Annotated in this window: 12 protein-coding genes and 1 tRNA gene; 8 read left to right on the forward strand and 5 right to left on the reverse strand. The window is 75.9% G+C overall.

From position 1 onward, the window contains the following. Positions 1–179: 179 nt before the first annotated feature. The gene (locus ACIPXM_RS30930) at positions 180–2969 is read left to right on the forward strand and encodes a LuxR C-terminal-related transcriptional regulator (RefSeq protein ID WP_401662354.1); all 2790 of its coding nucleotides are present in this window, start codon (positions 180–182) and stop codon (positions 2967–2969) included. Between the two features lie 114 nt (positions 2970–3083). On the opposite strand, the gene ACIPXM_RS30935 is transcribed toward ACIPXM_RS30930, so the two are convergent. Then, positions 3084–3160: transfer RNA gene (locus ACIPXM_RS30935), tRNA-Pro, on the reverse strand. A gap of 116 nt (positions 3161–3276) precedes the next feature. On the opposite strand from ACIPXM_RS30935, the gene ACIPXM_RS30940 reads away from it, so the two are divergent. Beyond that, the gene (locus ACIPXM_RS30940) at positions 3277–3789 is read left to right on the forward strand and encodes a DUF309 domain-containing protein (RefSeq protein WP_401662356.1); all 513 of its coding nucleotides are present in this window, start codon (positions 3277–3279) and stop codon (positions 3787–3789) included. A gap of 23 nt (positions 3790–3812) precedes the next feature. On the opposite strand, the gene ACIPXM_RS30945 is transcribed toward ACIPXM_RS30940, so the two are convergent. The 3 genes from ACIPXM_RS30945 to ACIPXM_RS30955 form a co-directional block, all read right to left on the reverse strand. Further along, the gene (locus ACIPXM_RS30945; protein ID WP_401662358.1) at positions 3813–5111 is read right to left on the reverse strand and encodes a cytochrome P450; all 1299 of its coding nucleotides are present in this window, start codon (positions 5109–5111) and stop codon (positions 3813–3815) included. Positions 5112–5244: 133 nt separating this feature from the next. Next, entirely contained in the window at positions 5245–5634 is a 390-nt protein-coding gene (locus ACIPXM_RS30950) for a DUF488 domain-containing protein (RefSeq protein WP_401662360.1), read from the reverse strand. Positions 5635–5663: 29 nt separating this feature from the next. Next, positions 5664–6356, reverse strand: a complete 693-nt coding sequence (locus tag ACIPXM_RS30955; protein WP_401662362.1) for a TetR/AcrR family transcriptional regulator — start codon at positions 6354–6356, stop codon at positions 5664–5666. 266 nt (positions 6357–6622) lie between these two features. Here ACIPXM_RS30955 and ACIPXM_RS30960 point away from each other — a divergent pair, with 266 nt between their 5' ends. The 5 genes from ACIPXM_RS30960 to ACIPXM_RS30980 all read left to right on the forward strand — a co-directional run bounded on the left by ACIPXM_RS30960 (position 6623) and on the right by ACIPXM_RS30980 (position 15606). Continuing rightward, the gene (locus ACIPXM_RS30960; protein WP_401662364.1) at positions 6623–7549 is read left to right on the forward strand and encodes a phosphatase PAP2 family protein; all 927 of its coding nucleotides are present in this window, start codon (positions 6623–6625) and stop codon (positions 7547–7549) included. Next, entirely contained in the window at positions 7546–8709 is a 1164-nt protein-coding gene (locus ACIPXM_RS30965) for a DMT family transporter (RefSeq protein ID WP_401662366.1), read from the forward strand. The genes ACIPXM_RS30960 and ACIPXM_RS30965 overlap by 4 nt, the downstream gene beginning before the upstream one ends. Before the next feature lie 192 nt (positions 8710–8901). After that, positions 8902–9750 (forward strand): GNAT family N-acetyltransferase, encoded by an 849-nt coding sequence (locus ACIPXM_RS30970; RefSeq protein ID WP_401662368.1) that lies wholly within the window; start codon positions 8902–8904, stop codon positions 9748–9750. 641 nt (positions 9751–10391) lie between these two features. After that, a complete protein-coding gene (locus ACIPXM_RS30975) occupies positions 10392–12194 on the forward strand; it encodes a S8 family serine peptidase (protein WP_401662370.1) in 1803 nt (600 codons plus the stop codon). A 250-nt stretch (positions 12195–12444) separates the two neighbouring features. Further along, positions 12445–15606: a LuxR C-terminal-related transcriptional regulator gene (locus tag ACIPXM_RS30980; RefSeq protein ID WP_401662372.1), complete on the forward strand. Its 3162-nt coding sequence runs from the start codon at positions 12445–12447 to the stop codon at positions 15604–15606. Between the two features lie 59 nt (positions 15607–15665). Here the strand turns inward: ACIPXM_RS30980 and ACIPXM_RS30985 are convergent, their stop codons facing one another. Next, entirely contained in the window at positions 15666–16493 is an 828-nt protein-coding gene (locus tag ACIPXM_RS30985) for a caspase family protein (protein ID WP_401662374.1), read from the reverse strand. A 106-nt stretch (positions 16494–16599) separates the two neighbouring features. On the opposite strand from ACIPXM_RS30985, the gene ACIPXM_RS30990 reads away from it, so the two are divergent. Then, positions 16600–17514 (forward strand): DNA/RNA non-specific endonuclease, encoded by a 915-nt coding sequence (locus tag ACIPXM_RS30990; RefSeq protein WP_401662376.1) that lies wholly within the window; start codon positions 16600–16602, stop codon positions 17512–17514. The last annotated feature ends 76 nt before the right edge of the window (positions 17515–17590 follow it).

Consider the following 17590-nt stretch of genomic DNA (forward strand, 5'->3'; position numbering starts at 1 on the left):
GCGGGCTCCGGGGCGCTGCCGTGAAAACACCTAACGGACCACCTAAACGGAGCGCCTGGCGGTGAACGACCGGGCGCGGGCCGGGAGATGAGAATTCCGTTCGGTTCCCCATGTTTCTGTAAAGTTGCCGCGAGGCGTGCCGGGGGGTGCGTTGTCGAGTGCTGCTGGGGGGTAGGGGCGTGGGCGCTGTGGTGGCCGGGGCGCCTCGTCCGCCGGAAGCCGTGGCCGCCGGGTTCGACCGGCTGCTCGCCGGGCTCGCGGCGGGCCGGGGCGGGATCGTGGAGATCGCCGGTGATCCGGGCAGCGGCAAGACGGCGCTTGCCGACGCCCTGGCCGACCGGGCGGCGGAGCGGGGCGTGGCCGTCGTACGGCGCAGCCCGGGCGACGGCCTTGGTGACGGGCCTGGTGACGGGCCTGGCGGGTACGCCGACGACGACCGCACGGCCCGCCCCGGCCTCGTCGTCGTCCTGGACGACCTCCACGTCTGCGACCCCGGCACCGCCACCGCGCTGGCCCGGGCGATCCGCTCGACGGCCGACGGCCACCGGCTCCTGGTGCTCGTCCACCGGCCGCGGCAGTTGCACCCCGCGCTCCTCGACGTCCTGGAGGAAGGCCGCCGCGGCCGCCGGGTGACGCGGCTCGAACCGCCCGCGCTCGACGGGCACGACGTGGCGGCGCTGGCCGCCGACCGGTTCCCGGCCCGGGGCGGACGGCCGCGTCACGGCGCCGACTTCGCCGAACGGTTGTGCGCGGCGGCCGAGGGCAATCCGCGGTACGCGCGGATGCTGCTGGCCGCCGACTGGGACCCGGGCCTGTGGCCGGAGCGGCCGGGGACGGACACCCAGGCGCTGCTGCGCGAGGCGAAGCCGCTGCTGCGGGAGTTCGCGGGACTGTCGGCGCGGGCCAGGACGACGCTGTCGGCCGCGGCGGTGCTCGGCACCGTGTTCCGCGCGGAGGACGTGACACGGGTGGGCGAGCTGGGTCTGGACGACGGGTACCGGGCGCTCGCCGAGCTGGAGCGGGCCGATCTGGTACGACGGGTCGACTGGCACGGCTCACTGACGTTCCGTCACCCACTGGTGGGTCATGTCGCGCACGCGGACACGGAGTTGGCCTTCCGGATCCGGGCCCATCGGCGGGCCCTCGCCCTGGTGACCGCGCGCGGCGGTCCGCCCGGGGCGCGGGCCGGGCACGCGGAGCATCTGATCGGCACCGACGGGGCGTCGGCGCTGCGCATCCTGGCCGCGGGCGCCCGGGACGTCGCCCCGCACCGCCCCGCGACGGCGGCCCACTGGCTGCGGCTCGCCCTGGAGGGGCTGCCCGACCTGGGCGGGCCCTCGCCGCAGCGCACGGCGCTGCAGATCGCCCGCTGCCGGGCGCTGATCGCGGCCAACCGGCCGGTGGAGGCCCGGGCGCTGGCGCACGAGCTGCTCGGGCTGCTCGGCCTGCACCACGACGCCCTGCCCCTGCGGGAGTCGCTGCGGGCGCACGCCGTGTGCGCGGAGGCGGAGCGGCAGTTGGGGCGGCACGAGGAGGCGACGGCGATCATCGGCGCGGCGCTCGACCGGCTGCCGGAGCCGCTGCCGGAGCCGCTGCCGGTGGAGGCGGTCGAGCTGATCACGGTGCACGGTCTGGCGCACGTCCTGCGCGGCAGCCATGAGCAGGCGCGGGAGCTGCTGCGGGCGGCGGCGCGGGTGCCCGGCGAGGCGGACCCCACGCAGCGCGCCGTGCTGCGGGTGCTGGCCGCGCTCTGCGCCACGCACTCCGGTGATCTCGACGAGGCGGGCCCGGAGATCACCCACTGCGCCCGGTTCGTGGACGCGCTGCCGGACGCGCAGGCCAACCGCACCCCCGAACTCCTCGCCCTGCTCGGCAGCGCGGAGCTGTATCTGGAACGGTTCCCGGCCGCCGTACGGCATCTGAGCCGGCATCCGGCCGAGGACGAGCTCGGCACCCACCGGCCGATCCTGCTGCACCGGCAACTCGCCCTCGCGATCGCCGAGCAGTGGACCGGCCGTCTTGAGGCGGCCGAGCGGCACGCCGGAGCGGCCGAACGGCTCGCCCACGCGCTCGGCGCCACGGCCGCCGCCACCCTGGCCCAGGCGATCCGGGTGACCTCGCTCGTCTGGTCCGGTGGCCGTGCGCACACGGCGGCGGTCGCCGAACTGCACCAGGCGACCCGGGTCCCCGCGCCGGGGCACAGCTGGTGGGCGACGTCCACCACCGGCCTCCTCGCCCAGGCCCAGCTCCTCACCGGGGACCCGGCCGGTGCCCGGCGCACCCTCCTGGAGGGCGGCGGCGGTGAAGAACTCGCCGTGGTGCGGCCGTTCACCCGGCCCTTGCAGCTCAGCCTGCTGGCGACGGCCACGCTCCAGTGCGGTGACCGGGCGGAGGCCGGTCACCTCGTCCGTACCGCCGCCGACGCGGCCCGGCGGCTCGGCCTCCCCGTCCAGGCGGCCCATGTGCGGTGTGCCGACGCCCTCCTGAAGGCCGCCGACGGCGACCACGACGCGGCTGCGGCCCTGTTCGCGACGGCGGCGGACGCCTTCCGCGCGGCCGGGATGCCCGCGCAGTACGCGTGGACGCTGACGGTCGGCGCCGTCGCCCGGGCGACGAGCCAGGGCCGTACGGCCGCCCTGCGCGATCTCGACACCGCCGAGTCCACCGCCCGCGCGGTCGGCGCCCGCCTCGTTCTCGAACAGGCCGCCCGCACCCGCGCCGACCTGCTCGGCGCCCCCGGCCCGGCCCCCGCCACCGACCCCGGTCTCGACGCCCTCAGCGACCGCGAACGCGAGATCGCCACCCTGGCGGCGACCGGCCTGCGCACCCGGCGGATGGCCGAACAGCTCTTCCTCAGCCCCCGCACGGTCGAGTCCCACCTGTCCCGCATCTACCGCAAACTGGGCGTCACCTCCCGCGCCGCCCTCTCGGCCCGCCTCCACCGCCCCGACACCGACACCGACGCGTGACCGAACGAGGCGGCGACCCGGCGCACCTGACCGGGCGCCCCGAACCTCTCCAGGACGCACGAAAGGCCGTTCCCTCATCGATGAGAGAACGGCCTCCGACCTGCGATGTCCGCATGGTCGGGACGACAGGATTTGAACCTGCGACCCCTTGACCCCCAGTCAAGTGCGCTACCAAGCTGCGCCACGTCCCGATGCTCGCGTGCTCCGGGGTGTGGCCCCGGGGCGGCGTGCAAGAGAACATTACCTCACTTCACGGGGTGGATCAGCACACGGGGTGTCACCGGGGGGTCCGGCGGAGAATGGGGGCATGGAGAGCGAACGCGGGACGGGCCGGGGCAGGGATCGGGACGAGGTGGGGCGGGCGCGGAGCGGGCGGCCGCGGGACGGGCTGGGGCGCCCGTTGGCGTACGGGGCCGAGGGGGTGGCGCGGCAGCCCGAGGGGGTGGTCAGGGCGCCGGACGCCACCGTGCGGGAGGCGCAGCGGCTGCTCGACGCCGGGATGCCGTTCCACGCGCACGAGGTGTTCGAGGACGCCTGGAAGTCGGGGCCCGACGGCGAGCGGGACCTGTGGCAGGGGCTCGCACAGCTCGCGGTCGGGCTGACGCACGCGGCGCGCGGGAACGCGACCGGCGGTGCGCGGCTGCTGCGCCGCGGGGCCTCGCGGGTCGAGGAGTACGGGCGGGGCGGGGCGCAGACGTACGGGATCGACATGGCCGGGCTGGCCGGCTGGGCGCGGCGGCTGGCGGGCCGGGTCGAGACGGCCGGCGGTCCGGTCGACGCGGCTGCGGAGGCGCCCCGGCTGACCGGCCCCGGGCACTGACCGGACCCGGGGCGTGACCGGGCTCAGGCGGTGAGCGGCAGCTCTTCGGGCGAGCGGTGGATCAGGGTGGGCAGCATGGTCACCGGCCGGTCGTCGGCGAGCCGCAGACCGGGCAGCCGTCGGAGGAACGACCGGAGCGTGGCGTGGAGTTGGACCCGGGCCAGCTGGGATCCGGGGCAGCCGTGCGGGCCGTGGCCGAAGGCGAGGTGCCGGGTGTGCGGGCGGGGCCGGGTGATGTCGAAGGTGTCGGGGTCCGCGTGCCGGTCCGGGTCGCGGTTGGCGGAGCCGTACGCGACGAAGACGGTGGCCCCGGCGGGGAGTTCGGTGCCCGCGAGGGTGACGGGGCGGGTGGTGGTGCGGCGGAAGCCCTGGACCGCGGTGTCGTAGCGGGCCGCCTCCTCGACGGCCGCCGGTATCAACTCGGGCCTTTCGACGAGCAGTTCCCACTGGTCGCGGTGGCGGAGCAGGTGCAGCAGGGTGGTGCCGATCAGCGCCGTGGTGGTGAGGTGCCCGGCGATCAGCAGGTTCTGGATGTTGGCGACGAGTTCGCAGCGCTGGTCGTGGCTGAGCGCGCGCGGGCCGGGGCCGAGCCCGGCGTCCGGGGCGAGCGCGGCGACGAGCCCGCTGATCAGGTCGTCGCGGGGCCGCAGCCGCCGGTCGCGGGCGTAGTCGTCGAGCAGCCGCTGGAGCGCGAGGACGTCCTCGGCGGCGGCGAGCTGCTCGGCCTCCGGGAGCGGCCGGTAGAGCAGGCGTTCCGCGCTGTACGAGGAGCGCACGGCGAGCGGCACGTCGGCCGGGTCGAGGCCGAGCAGCCGGCCGATCACGGTGCCGGGCAGCACCCGGGCGTACTCGGCCATCAGATCGGCCCGGCCGTGGGCGGCGAGGGTGTCGGCGAAGCGCTCGGCGAGGCTCTCGGCCCGGCCGGTGACGTACGGGGTGAGCGCGGCGACCCGGGTGGCGGACAGGCCGCTGTTGAGCGGCGCCCGGTGGCGGTGGTGGGCGGGCCCGTCGGTGGAGACCACGGTGGGGCGGGGCGCGAAGCCGCCGCCGAGGACGGCGAGCGCCGCGGGCGCGGGCAGCACGTCGGGGCGGAGCGACTGCGCGGAGGAGAAGTCCTGCGGGCGCAGCAGCACCTCGCGGACGTCGGCGTCGCGGGAGACCAGCCAGGCGTCGAGCACCGGCACATGGGTCAGGCCGGGGGTGCCGCGCGCCTCGGCGTAGAGCGGGTACGGGTCGCGCTGGAGCGCGTCGAGGGCGGTGTGGTGCGCCCGTCGGGCGGCCGCCGCCTCGGCGGCGGTGTCCCGAGCCTGTGCCTCGTCCATCTGCGCCTCCTTATGGCGGCCATGGTGGAGGGGGTGCGGCGAGGAGGCCAGGGGTACGGCACGGGCTGGCCGGAATCCCGCGCCGACGCGGCGCACGGCCGCCCGTTCCCCGGTCCGCTCCGCCGTCGCCCGGTCAGGGGCGGGCGAGCAGTTCGGCAAGGACCGCCGTGTGGCTCACCGAGGGGTCCTTCGCGGCCGTGAGCAGGGTGACCGGCCCCCGCTCGGTCCAGGCGCGGAGCGCGTCGAGGGCCTCGGCGGCGGCCGGTTCGGCGAGCTCGTGCTCGTACCGGCGGCGGAACTCCTCGTACCCGCCGTCCGTGGCGTGGTACCAGCGGCGCAGCTCGTTCGAGGGGGTGAGCGCCTTGGGCCATTCGTCGAGGTGGGCGTCGGCCTTGCTGAGGCCGCGCGGCCAGAGCCGGTCGACGAGCACCCGCAGTCCGTCGTCGGGCTCCGGCGGCTCGTAGACGCGACGGACCCTGAGCCGGGCCCGGCCCGGGCCGGTGGGGGGTGGGGTGTCGGGCATGACCTCAGGGTGCCGGACGGCGGGGCGGCTCACACCTCGGCCGGGTGCCCCGGGGCGGACGAGGCGGACGAGGCGCCCGGGGCGGGCGGGGCGGGCGGGGCGGGCGGATCGGCAGGGGCGGCCGGGGCGGCGCCGAGGGCGGGCAGCAGCACCGCGTCGACGAAGGTCCGCAGGGTGTCGGTGTCCGTGAAGCGCTCCTCGAAGAGGCGCTCGACCCGGAACATGCCCATGAAGCAGGGGGCGACGAAGGCGATCGCCGGGTTGTCGGCGGCGATCTCGCCGCGCTCGACCGCTCGCGTGAGGATCGCGTCCAGGGCGGCCACCTCGGGCGCGATGACGGTCTCGCGGAAGGCGGCCCGCAGGTCGGGGTGCTGGATGTACGCCTGGGCGACCGCTTCCATCAGTTCGGCGTCGCGTTCGCGCCGTGAGGCGGCGATCCGGGCGGCCTCGCGCAGGTCGGCGACGAGCGAGCCGGTGTCGATCCCGGCGAAGACGGCGCAGCGCCGCTTGTCGAGGGCGGCGGTGACCAGGCGGGTCTTGGTGCCCCACTGGCGGTAGAGGGTGGCCTTGCCGCACTTGGTGCGGGCGGCGACGCCCTCCATGGTGACGGAGTCGTAGCCGCCCTCGCGCAGCAGGCAGATCACCGCCTCGTACAGCTCGTCCTCCCGCTCGGGGGTGAGCTTGCCGCGGCGGGCGGCGGCCGTCGCTGCCTGCGTGGACATCGATTCCTCCCGGTCTGCCCGTCGACCCCTGTCCGTGACGCGTCGCGCCACCTGATCCGTGCCCGGACCGGCGGCCCCGAACCGTGCCCGAACCGTGTCCGACGGGCTGCCCGAGGGGCCGCCCGAGGAGCTGTCGGCGCCGCACCTCCGAGAGTAGAGGGCACACAATCGAGACGCAAACGTATCGAGACGCTTGCGTCTCGATGAATTCGGATCTAGAGTTCCTGCGTTTGATGTCCGGATTGACGGTAAAAAGGGGCCGCGGGATGGCTGCCGGGACTGGCGGGATACGAAGCACCCGTCCTACGGGACGGGCGGCGACCGCTACCCCCGTACGCCCACCACTGGTGCGTGAGCTGCTGCTTGTGACAGCGCTGTTCCTCGTCTACAAGTTCGGCCGGCTGTTCGCGAACGGGCACGAGACCCGTGCCTTCCGCAACGCCGACCGCGTCTGGGACCTGGAGCGGGCGCTCCATCTGCCCGGCGAGGGGACCGTGCAGCAGCTCCTGATGCACGGCGAGGCCCTGATCAAGGTCGCCAACACGTACTACGCGGCCGTGCACTTCCCGGCCACCCTCGCCTTCCTGGCCTGGCTCTACTGGCGCCGCCCGGCCCACTACCTGTGGTCGCGCCGGGTGCTCGCGCTGCTCACCGGCACCGCCCTCGCGCTGCACCTGCTGATCCCGCTCGCGCCGCCCCGGATGCTCGCGGCGAGCGGTCTGATCGACACCGCACGGGTGTACGGGCCCTCGGTGTACGGCGCGACGCCGGAGACCGACTCCATGGCGAACCAGTTCGCCGCGATGCCCTCGCTGCACTTCGGCTGGGCGCTGATGGTCGCCATCGGCCTGATCGCCGCGACCCGCTCGCGCGGCCGGTGGCTGTGGCTGCTCCACCCGCTGCTCACCCTGGTGGTGATCGTCGGCACCGCCAACCACTACTGGCTCGACGCGCTGGTCGCCACCGGGCTCCTCGGCATCGCGCTGTACGTGGTGCCCGCGCCCGGACGCTCCGAGCGCGCCCGGGCGGCCGGCGCGGGCCGGGACGACGGCGGACGGAACGGCACCGGTCGGGACGGCGCCGGGCACGACAGCGGCTCGGCGGGACCCGGCCGGGGCCGCCGCGGCGGCGTCGAGCTGCCCGCCCCGCTCACCCCGGTCACCGCCGCCGCGAGCTCCGGAGCGGTGCGATGAACGCCGTCGGCGGGGCCACCGGAACCGTGATCGCCGTCCTGCTGTCCCTGGTGTCGGCCGCCGGGTACGCGCTCGCCGCCGTCGCCCAGTCCCGGCTGGCGTCCGCCTCCACCGGCGGCCCCGGCGCGCTGCGCCGGCTGCTCGGCCGCCCGCAGTGGTGGTGGGCGGTCGGCCTGAACGCCGGGGGCGCGCTCGCGCACGTCGCCGCGCTGCACTACGGCCCGCTCACCCTGGTCCAGCCGCTCGGCGCGCTCACCCTGGTGGCGGCGCTGCCGATCGGCGCGTACGGCGCCCGGCGCCGGGTCACCCGGGTCGAGTGGCGGGGCGCCCTGTGCACCCTGGCCGGTCTGGTCGGCCTGGTCGCGGTGACCGGTCCCGCCGATCCGGGCGATGCGCTCGACCTGCGCGAGACGCTGATCGTGACGGCGGTGACGCTGCTGCTCATCGGGCTGCTCGCGGCCCGCAGCCAGGGCCGGGCCCGGAGCGCCGAGGGTTCCGACGGCCGCCGCCCGCAGGGCGGCGGGCTCGGGCCCGCGACGGCCTCCGGGGTCGCCTCCGCGGTCGGTTCGGCGCTGACCCAGACGCTGACCGCCGCGCTCGCCCGCGATCTGCCCGGCGGGCCGACCGTCTGGTGGCAGACCGCGCTGCTCGCGCTGCTCGTCGCCGCGTTCGCGGTGGGCGGGCTGCTGCTCTCCCAGATCGCCTACCGGGGCGGCGGCCTCGCCGCACCCCTCGCCGTGGTCAACATCGCCAACCCGGCCGCCGCCGCGGTGATCGGCGTGGCACTGCTGGGCGAAGGCTTCCGGGCGGGCGTCTGGGGCTGGCTGGTGGCCGCCGGGGCGTCGCTCGTGGCCGCGCGCGGCGTGGTCCTGCTCACCACGGGCCGGGCGCCGGAGCCGACGGCCACGCCGGAGCCTGTGGCCGTCGGGGAGACCGTGGCCGTACGGGAGACGGTGGCCGTGGTGGGGCGGCCGGACCCGGTGGACCTGGCGGACCTGGTGGACCGGGTGGACCGGGTGGATCTGGTCCCCTCGCCCCGGAGCACGAGCCGGACGGCGACCCCGACGACGCCGCGGGTGGAGCGGACGGACCGGGGCGACGGCGGTGGCGCGCCCCTGCCCGTACCGGACACGGGGCCGCTGCCCGAACCCGTTCGCTGACGGTCCGCGACGGTCCGCCGCACCGCGCGACGGGGCGGCGACACCGGGCGGCGCGGAGGGCGGAACCTGAACGGCGCGCCTGCGACCAGGGGTTCGGGATCCGGCCAGAAGGCGCTGTCGGCGCCACGGTACGGACCGGTCGCGCAGCTATGCTCGTCCGCTCCCCCCTCCCCCGTCGTCGAAGGGACCCCCATGACCCTCCACGTATCCCGTGCTTCCCTCCAGGACTGGGCGCTGGTGCGCGACTGGTGCGCGACGGAGGGCTGGAACCCCGGTGCGGCCGACGCGTCGGTGTTCTTCGCCCAGGATCCGGACGGCTTCTTCGTCGGGCGCGTCGACGGGGAGCCGGTCTCGGCGATCTCGGTCGTCAACTACGACGCGGATTATTCATTCCTGGGGTTCTATCTGGTCCGGCCGGATCTGCGCGGTCAGGGCCATGGTCTGGCCACCTGGCGGGCGGCCCTCGCGCACGCGGGCGACCGGACGGTGGGCCTCGACGGGGTGCCGGCGCAGCAGGACAACTACCGGCGTTCCGGCTTCGCCCCGGCCTACCGCACCGCCCGCTACGTCGGCGAGGTGCCGCTGCCGGACCGGCCGGTGACCGGGGTGGTGCCGGTGGACCGGGTGGACCCGGCGGCGCTCGCCGCGTACGACAGCGCGTGTCATCCGGCGGACCGGCCGCGCTTCCTGACGCCGTGGGTGAGCGCGCCGGGGCACCGGGCGCTGGCCCGGGTGACCGACGGGCGGCTCACCGGCTACGGCGTGGTGCGCCCGGCCGAGTCGGAGGCCCGGATCGGTCCGCTGTTCGCGGACACGCCCGCCGACGCGTCGGCGCTGCTCGACGCGCTGGCCACGGAGGCGCGGGCGTTCGGCGCGCCGAGGGTCGCGGTCGACATGCCGGAGGCGAATCCGGCGGCGGCCCGGCTCGCGCTGTCGCGCGGTCTCGAGCCGTCCTTCGAGACGGCCCGGATGTACACGGGACCGATCCGTCCGGTCGCCCAGGACCGGATCTTCGCGGTCACCACCCTCGAACTGGGCTGACCTTCACTCCCGTCCCACCTGCCCCACTGCCGGTCCCGGTGCCGGTCCCGGTGGCGATCCCGTCCTTCCCGAGCGGGGGACGGGGCAGGCGGCGGGGCCGCCGCCGTCGGGCACGGGGCCCTGCCGCGGCCCGCCGCGCGGACCCGGCCGCCCAGGACCCGGGCCCTTCACCGTCCGGTACGGATGCCCCGGCACGGCCCCGCTGTCGGTGAGCGGCCGGTACGCCGCCCCGCGCGCCACCGGCCCCTGCCCGCCGACCCGGCCGAGCCCGCCCGGATCCCGACGCCCGGGTCCCACCGCCCGGCCCGCCCCGGGCCCCGCCCCTCCCCCACCCCTCCCTCCCCCGAGGGTCGACAAGGGTTTTCCCCGTATCGAGTTCACCTCGGCGTTCCCTACTGTCTGCCGCACCGGAAGCTCCCGCCGCCCTCCTCGCCTGTCAGGTGCATGAGGACACGTGGGTGATGTCCGGGGACGGCCTTGACCCGGGCCGTCGCGCCGGTGGCGGCGCACGGGCCCCCACGCCCAGGGAACGGCGGTGCGACCCCACTTCGCCCCGTGGCTCCCGCGCCGCCGCCACTGCTCCCTCACGTCGTACTCGAAAGGGCCACACCTTGAACGGTTCCAGGCGGAGAGTCATATCCGTGGTCGTCGCGAGCGCCGCGATCCTCGGTGCCGCTGCCACCACCTCCGGGGCGTTCGCCGCCGTCCCCGGCGCCCCGTCCCCGAAGCCCGCGCCGGCCGCGCAGGCCCTGACCGCGCTGCCGAGCGCGCCGGTCGAGAAGGTCATCGTCACCTACAAGTCCTCGGCCGCCGAGGCGGGTTCGAACTCCGCCGCGAAGACCGACGCCGCCGACAAGGCCGCGAGCACCGGCGAGAAGCTGTCGTTCGAGCGCCGCCTCGCCGGCGGTGCCGCGCTCGTCGACCTGGGCGGCGCCGCGAGCAAGCAGGACGTCGCCGAGGTGATGTCCGCGTTCCGCGCCGACCCGCAGGTCGCCTCCGTCGAGCCGGACATCCGGGCCTACCCGATGGCGGTCACCCCGGACGACACCGACTACGCCAAGCAGTGGGACCTCTTCGAGCCCACCGGCGGCATGAACGTGCCCACCGCCTGGGACAAGGCCACCGGTTCCGGCGTCACCGTCGCCGTCATCGACACCGGCTACGCCGCCCACTCGGACGTGGCGGGCAACATCGTGTCCGGCTACGACTTCATCTCCACCGCCGCCGACGCCCGCGACGGCAACGGCCGGGACGCGGACGCCAAGGACGAGGGCGACTGGAACGCCACCGACGGCGAGTGCGGCACCGGCTCCAAGGCGTCCAACTCCTCCTGGCACGGCACCCACGTGGCGGGCACCATCGCCGCCGTCGCCAACAACACCAAGGGCATCGCGGGCATCGCGTACAACGCCAAGGTCCAGCCGGTGCGCGTGCTCGGCAAGTGCGGCGGTTCGTCCGCCGACATCGCCGACGCGATCACCTGGGCCTCCGGCGGCACCGTGCCGGGCATCCCGGCCAACCCGACCCCGGCCAAGGTCATCAACATGAGCCTGGGCGGCGCGAGCGCCACCTGCCCGAGCGTCTACCAGAACGCCATCAACGGCGCCGTGCAGCGCGGCACCACGGTCGTCGTGGCCGCGGGCAACAGCAACGCCAACGCCTCCGGCTTCACCCCCGCGAACTGCGCCAACATCATCAACGTGGCGTCGACCAGCCGCGAGGGGAACCGTTCCTTCTACTCCAACTTCGGCACCATCGTGGACGTGGCGGCCCCCGGCGGCGAGACCCGCAGGGCCACCGACACGCCCGGCACGGTGACCACGCCGGAGAACGGCATCTACTCCACCCTGAACTCCGGCGCCACCGTCCAGTCCGCCGAGACCTACAAGCCCTACCAGGGCACCTCGATGGCGGCCCCGCACATCGCCGGTCTCGCCGCGCTGCTGAAGTCGGCCAAGCCGAGCCTGACCCCGGCGGACATCGAGTCGGCCATCAAGGCCAACGCCCGCCCGCTGCCCGGCACCTGCACCGGCGGCTGCGGCACCGGCATCGCGGACGCCGCCAAGACCGTCGCGGCGGTCACCACCACCCCGCCGCCCGGCACCGTCTTCACCAACGCGACCGACGTCACCATCGCCGACAACACCACCGTGTCGTCCTCGATCGCCGTCACCGGCCGCACCGGCAACGCCCCCGCCGCCCTCAAGGTCGACGTGGACATCAAGCACACCTGGCGCGGTGACCTGGTCGTCGACCTGGTCGCCCCCGACGGCACCGTGCGCAGCCTGAAGACCTCGTCGAGCTCCGACAGCGCCGACAACGTCATCGCGAGCTACACGGTCAACGCGTCCACCTCGGTCGCCAACGGCACCTGGAAGCTCCAGGTCCGGGACGTGGCCTCGGGTGACACCGGCTACATCGACAGCTGGAGCCTGACCTTCTGATCCACCCGGTTCGCCTCGCGAACCACATCAGCCCCACCCCCCACACACCAGCATCACCGCTGGTCAGCGAAGCGCCCGTGGTCTACACCACGGGCGCTTCCGGCAGTTGGGGGCTCCCCGCGCGCGACCGGCTCACCGGATCCGACCGTCCGTATGCCGGACACGACCCCTGGACGCGGGCGCGTCGCTCCGTATTCTCTGCGGAACGGGGCTCACGGGCCGGGCCCGCGTGCCGGAGGGTGGTGGACAGGTGACGACAGCGCCGCTCCGGCCTGCGCCGGTGGGCCGGGAGGAACTCCTCACCCGGCTGGAGCGAGTGCTGCAGCTCAGGGGCCGGGCGTTGCTCACCGGGCCGACCGGGGTCGGCAAGACCGAGGTCGCGGTGGCGGCGGCGGCCCGCGCGCAGGCGCGCGGCGAGACCGTGCTCTGGCTCGCGACGCTGCCCGCCGACCGCGGGATACCCGGCGCGGCGGCGGCCGCGCTCGTCGCCATCGTCGCCGCCACGGTGGCCACGACCGCCGTCACCACCGTCCCGGCCGTCCCCGGGCCCGGCGCGGGGGCCGCGCCCGGGCCCTGGCCCGTACCGCCTCCGTCCCCGTCTCCGCCTCCGGGGTACGGACCGGAGTACGGGGCCGGGCACGGCACCGGGACCGGTGGCCCGGCCGGTGCCGGGGCGCCCGACCCGTTCGCCGCGTTCCCCGTGCTCACCGCCCAGGTGCCCGCCCAGGCCACCGGCTCCGCCGACGAGGAGCGCCCGGCCGCCGATCCGCCCACCGCCCCGGGCCCGCGCGCCGGGCTCGGCGGCCACATCGGGCTCGGGGGCCAGATCGGGCTCGGGGGGCCGATCGGGCTCGGGGCGCTCGCCTCGGGTGCCTTCGACGGGCTGCCGGGGCCGCAGCGGGCCGCCGTCGCGATGCTGTGCCGGGAGGCGCCGCCGGAGGACGGCGGCTGGGACCCGATCGCGCTGCGGCTCGGCATCGCCGGGATCCTGCGGGCGCTGACCGGCCGCGGCCCGGTGCTGCTCGTGGTCGACGGGGTCGAGCACATCGACCCGGACAGCGCCGACCTGCTGCGCTTCGCGCTGCACCTCGCGCCGCCCGCGCTGCGGGTGGTCGCCGTGGAGACCCCGCGGGCGTACGCGGAGTACGGCGGCGGGCGCGCCGACCCGCAGGAGAACCGGCTGTGGGTGCCGTCCGAGACCGATGTGCTCCAGGTGCCCGCGCTGCACGCCGACGAGATCGCCGAACTCCTCATCCAGCACCGGCTGCCGTCCCGGATGGCCGGCCGGATCCACAAGGCGAGCGGCGGCAATCCGCGGCTCGCGCTCGCCGTCGGCCGCTCGCTCGCCGACGCCCGGACCCCGGTGCACCACGCCGAGGCGCTGACGCTGTCCGGGCGGGCCCGCGACCTGGCCCGGCAGTTGCTCGGCGCGGCGCCGTCCGAGGTGCGGGCCACCCTGCTGTTCGCGGCGCTCGCGCTCAGGCCGACCGCGACCCTGGTGCGGCGGGCCGGGCGGCCGGACGCCGAGGCGGACCTGGCGGCGGCCGAGCGGGCCGGTCTGGTGTCGCTCGCGGAGGACGGCACGGTCGCGTTCACCGCCGGGCTGCTGCCGTCGACCCTGGTGCACGACGCCTGCTGGGCCGAACGCAGCGCGGGGCACGCGGCGTTGGCGCGGGTGGTGGACGATCCGGTGGAGGCGGTACGGCACCGGGCGCTCGCCGGGGACGCGCCGGACGAGGAGCTGGCCGCCGAGGTCGCCGCGGCGGCCGATCTGGCCCGGCGGCGCGGCAACAGCGTGCTCGCCGCCGAACTGGCCCTGCTCGCCGCCGAGTCGACGCCCGGCGGGCACGGGCCCCGGCGCATCGCGCGCCTGGTGGACGCCGCCGAGGAGGCGGCCAGGGCGGCCCGCGCCGACCTCGCCATGCGGGCCGCGACGGATCTGCTGGCCCGGGACGCGGCTCCGGCCGACCGGGTGCGGGCCCGGCTCGCGGTCCTCGACACGGCGGGCCAGGGGCTCACCGGGCTCGACGAGATGTATGTGCACGCGATGGAGGACTCGGAGGGCGACACCGCGCTGCGGGCCGCCGTACAGCTCAGGCTCGCGATCAAGTACGTGCTGGCGGACGGCGATCCGCTGCGGTCCCGGGCGGCCGCGATGGAGTCGGCGGCGCTCGCCGCGTCGACCGGCGATCCGCGGACCGCCGCCCAGGCCCTGACCGTACAGGCACGGATGGAGCGGGCGCTCGGGTCGCCGGACGCCGACGCGGTGCTCGCGCAGGCCAGGGCCCTGGAGACGGCGGAGCAGCCGGCCGGGATCCGCAACGCGGCCCAGATCCTGACGATCCGTCATGCCCTGTTCGACGGGCGTCTGGTGGACGCGCGCAATCAGCTGGGCGCGCTGCTGCCGCTGGTGCAGCGGCGCGGTTCGGTGGAGGACGCCATCGAACTGCTCAGCACGCTCGCCGAGATCGAGTCGCGGATCGGGCCGTGCGGGTCGGCGCTCCACCACGCCGGACGGTCGCTCGCGATGACCCTGGAGGCCGGGCTCTCGCCCGGGCCCGCCTGGTACGCGCTGGCGCTCGCCGAGACGGCCGGTGGCAGTTTCGCCCGGGCGGCCAGCTACGCGCGGCGCAGTGTGCGGGCGTCGGAGGAGGAGGGCGACCGGGTCTTCCTGTCCCGCAGCCTGTACGCGCTGGGCCGGGTGCAGCTGGTCAACGGCGACGTGAGCGCGGCCCTGGAAACGCTGCGCCGGGTGGAGGCGAACGAGCGGGCCCAGTCGACGGTGGACCCGTCGATGCTGCGCTGGCACGAGGAGCTGGCCGAGGCGCTGCTCGCGCACGACGATGTCGAGGGGGCCAGGGCGGTGCTCGCCGAGGTGCGGCCGGTGGGCGAGCGGCTCGGCCGGACGACGGTGCTGCTCGGCTGCGACCGGGTGTACGCGCTGTGCCTGGCGGCGGAGGGCCGCACGGACTCGGCGGCGGAACTGCTCGCGGGCACCGCCGCCCGGTTCGCCGAGGCGGAGCTGCCGCTGGAGCGGGGCCGGGCGCTGATCGCGCTGGCCCGGGTGGAGCGCCGCCGTCGTCGCCGGTCGGCGGCGCAGTCGGCGCTGCAGTCGGCGGCGGCGGTGTTCGAGCGGGCCGGGGCGGCCCCCTGGCTGGTGCTGACCAGCGAGACCCCGGCCGGACCGGCGGCCGGGGAGCCGCCGGTGGGCGAGGAGACGTCGCCCGGGCTCGCCTCGCTCACCGAGGCCGAGCTGCGGCTCGCCCGCCTGGTGGGCCAGGGGGCGAGCAATCAGGAGGCGGCGGCGAAGCTGTATCTGAGCGTGAAGACGGTGGAGGCGCGGCTGACCCGCATCTACCAGAAGCTGGACGTCCGCTCGCGGGCGCAGCTCGCCACCGCGCTCAGACCGTGACGCTCGGACCGTGCGACTCGGACCGTGACGCTCGGACCGTGAGACTCAGGCCGTGACGCTCAGACCGTGAACGGGCGCTGGCCGAGGAAGGCCGACGACGGCGCCCCGGTGGTGTAGAGGTTCGGGCTCTGGGTGGGGGGCAGCCGGCGCTGGATCGCGCGGTGGAAGGTGCGGTAGTCGCCGCGGAAGGTGCCGTCGCGCCACACGTCGAGCAGCGCCTCGGTGAAGGCGCCGTTGACCGGCCCGTCGGAGGCGGTCTGGTTGTCCTGGCAGCCGGAGATCAGGATCACCGGCGGGCCCTGGCCGTCCCCGGAGGCGGCCGCCGCTTTCGCGACGGAGCGCTGGAGGTCGTCGTAGAAGTCCTGGTCACGCTCGTACAGGGCGATCTGGCGGGCCTCGGGGACATAGCGGGCCGCGGGTCCTTCCGCGCCGGGTCCGGGACCGGGGCCGGGGAGCTCGACGCTGCTGCCGCTGTGACAGCAGTCGAGGAAGGTGACGATCCGGACGCCGTCGTCGAAGCGCAGGAACTCCTGGTGCAGCTCGTCGTCGAGGAACTGGCGGTCGTGCAGGACCAGGGTCTCGTCGCGCCGGTCGGGCTCGTCGTCCGGGCCGGTGACGTCGGGGACCTGGCCGCCGTGGCCCGAGTAGCTCAGGAGCAGGATGTCGCCCGCGGCGAGCCGCTCGGCGGCGGCGCGCAGGGCGCCGGTGAAGCGGTCGACGGTGCCCTCGCCGGTGAGCAGGACGGTGTCCGCGAATCCGGCGGCACGGGCCAGCCGTGCCATGTCGCGGGCGTCGTTCTCGCAGGCCAGGAGGGTGCCGTCCCAGCCGCCGTAGGCATCGGGGTCGACGCTGTTCAGTCCGACGTGGAGGGAGAGTCCGGTGGGCATGGGGTGCCTCCTCGGGCGCGCGGGAGGGGGCATCGTGGGCGTCTGTTCGAGTGGCCTGCGGGTCCGGTGCCGTGGGCGACCCTCGTCCGCGCGGTACTTCCATCGTATGAACCCCAGCGATCCCCGGCAGAACCTGCCCGAACGGCCCGAGCGGCCCGAACAGTCCGAGCGGCCCGGCCGGGCCGATCTCCTCGCCGACCGCACCGGGTACGACGAGGGCTTCCTCGGCCCGGCGGTGCCGCTCGCGCTGCCCGCCCGCGCGTCGGTGCCGACGGTGATCCTGCCGTACACCCACTTCACCGTGGTGTTCCGGCCCGACCGGCGGCTCGCCGCGTCCACCGCCGTCTGCATCGAGGGCGGGCAGCTGCGCGAGGACATGCCGCGCGACGACACGTGGCTGTACGACCCGCGGGTCGCGCGCGAGCAGCAGGCGGGCGACGACGTGTACCGGAACAACAGCCTGGACCGGGGGCATCTGGTGCGCAGGCTGGACCCGGTGTGGGGCGCGGCGGCGGTGGCGGGGCGGGCCGACGCCGACACCTTCCACTTCACCAACGCGGCGCCGCAGGCGGATGTGTTCAACCAGGGCAAGCAGGTGTGGCAGGGCCTGGAGAACTATCTGCTCGACCACGCGGCCGCCTTCGACCGGAAGCTGGTGGTGCTGACCGGCCCGGTGCTGCAGGAGTCCGATCCGCCGTACCGGGGCATCCAGGTGCCCCTGCGGTTCTGGAAGGTGGCGGCGTTCATGCAGGACGGGGCGCTCGCGGCGACGGCGTACGTGCTCGACCAGAGCCCGGACCTGAGCCGGGACGCGGACCGGGCGTTCGCCGGGGCGACCCCGGGCGCGCCGCCGCCGCTCGGGCCGTTCCGCACCTACCAGGTGCCGGTGTCGGACGTCGCGGAGATCGCCGAGCTGGAGCTGGGGCCGCTGCCGGACGTGGATCTCATGCCGCCGTCGCGGGGCCCGGAGGACCGCTGGCGGCGCCTGGAGTCGTACGAGGACATCGCGATGGCGGACTGAGCGGGCGGCCCGGCGGGCGGTCCGGTCGGCGGCCCGACGGCCGGTCCGGCAGCGATTGCGCGGGGGCGCGTGCGGC

The organism is Streptomyces sp. NPDC090025, assembly GCF_044748125.1.
Lineage (GTDB): Bacteria > Actinomycetota > Actinomycetes > Streptomycetales > Streptomycetaceae > Streptomyces.

Bases quoted from the DNA above. Each gene is read 5' to 3' on its own strand.
- ACIPXM_RS30945 (WP_401662358.1), bottom strand. From the start codon at position 5,111: ATGGACGAGGCACAGGCTCGGGACACCGCCGCCGAGGCGGCGGCCGCC.
- ACIPXM_RS30940 (WP_401662356.1), top strand. From the start codon at position 3,277: ATGGAGAGCGAACGCGGGACGGGCCGGGGCAGGGATCGGGACGAGGTG.
- ACIPXM_RS30985 (WP_401662374.1), bottom strand. From the start codon at position 16,493: ATGCCCACCGGACTCTCCCTCCACGTCGGACTGAACAGCGTCGACCCC.
- ACIPXM_RS30970 (WP_401662368.1), top strand. From the start codon at position 8,902: ATGACCCTCCACGTATCCCGTGCTTCCCTCCAGGACTGGGCGCTGGTG.
- ACIPXM_RS30955 (WP_401662362.1), bottom strand. From the start codon at position 6,356: ATGTCCACGCAGGCAGCGACGGCCGCCGCCCGCCGCGGCAAGCTCACC.
- ACIPXM_RS30950 (WP_401662360.1), bottom strand. From the start codon at position 5,634: ATGCCCGACACCCCACCCCCCACCGGCCCGGGCCGGGCCCGGCTCAGG.
- ACIPXM_RS30960 (WP_401662364.1), top strand. From the start codon at position 6,623: ATGGCTGCCGGGACTGGCGGGATACGAAGCACCCGTCCTACGGGACGG.
- ACIPXM_RS30990 (WP_401662376.1), top strand. From the start codon at position 16,600: ATGAACCCCAGCGATCCCCGGCAGAACCTGCCCGAACGGCCCGAGCGG.
- ACIPXM_RS30965 (WP_401662366.1), top strand. From the start codon at position 7,546: ATGAACGCCGTCGGCGGGGCCACCGGAACCGTGATCGCCGTCCTGCTG.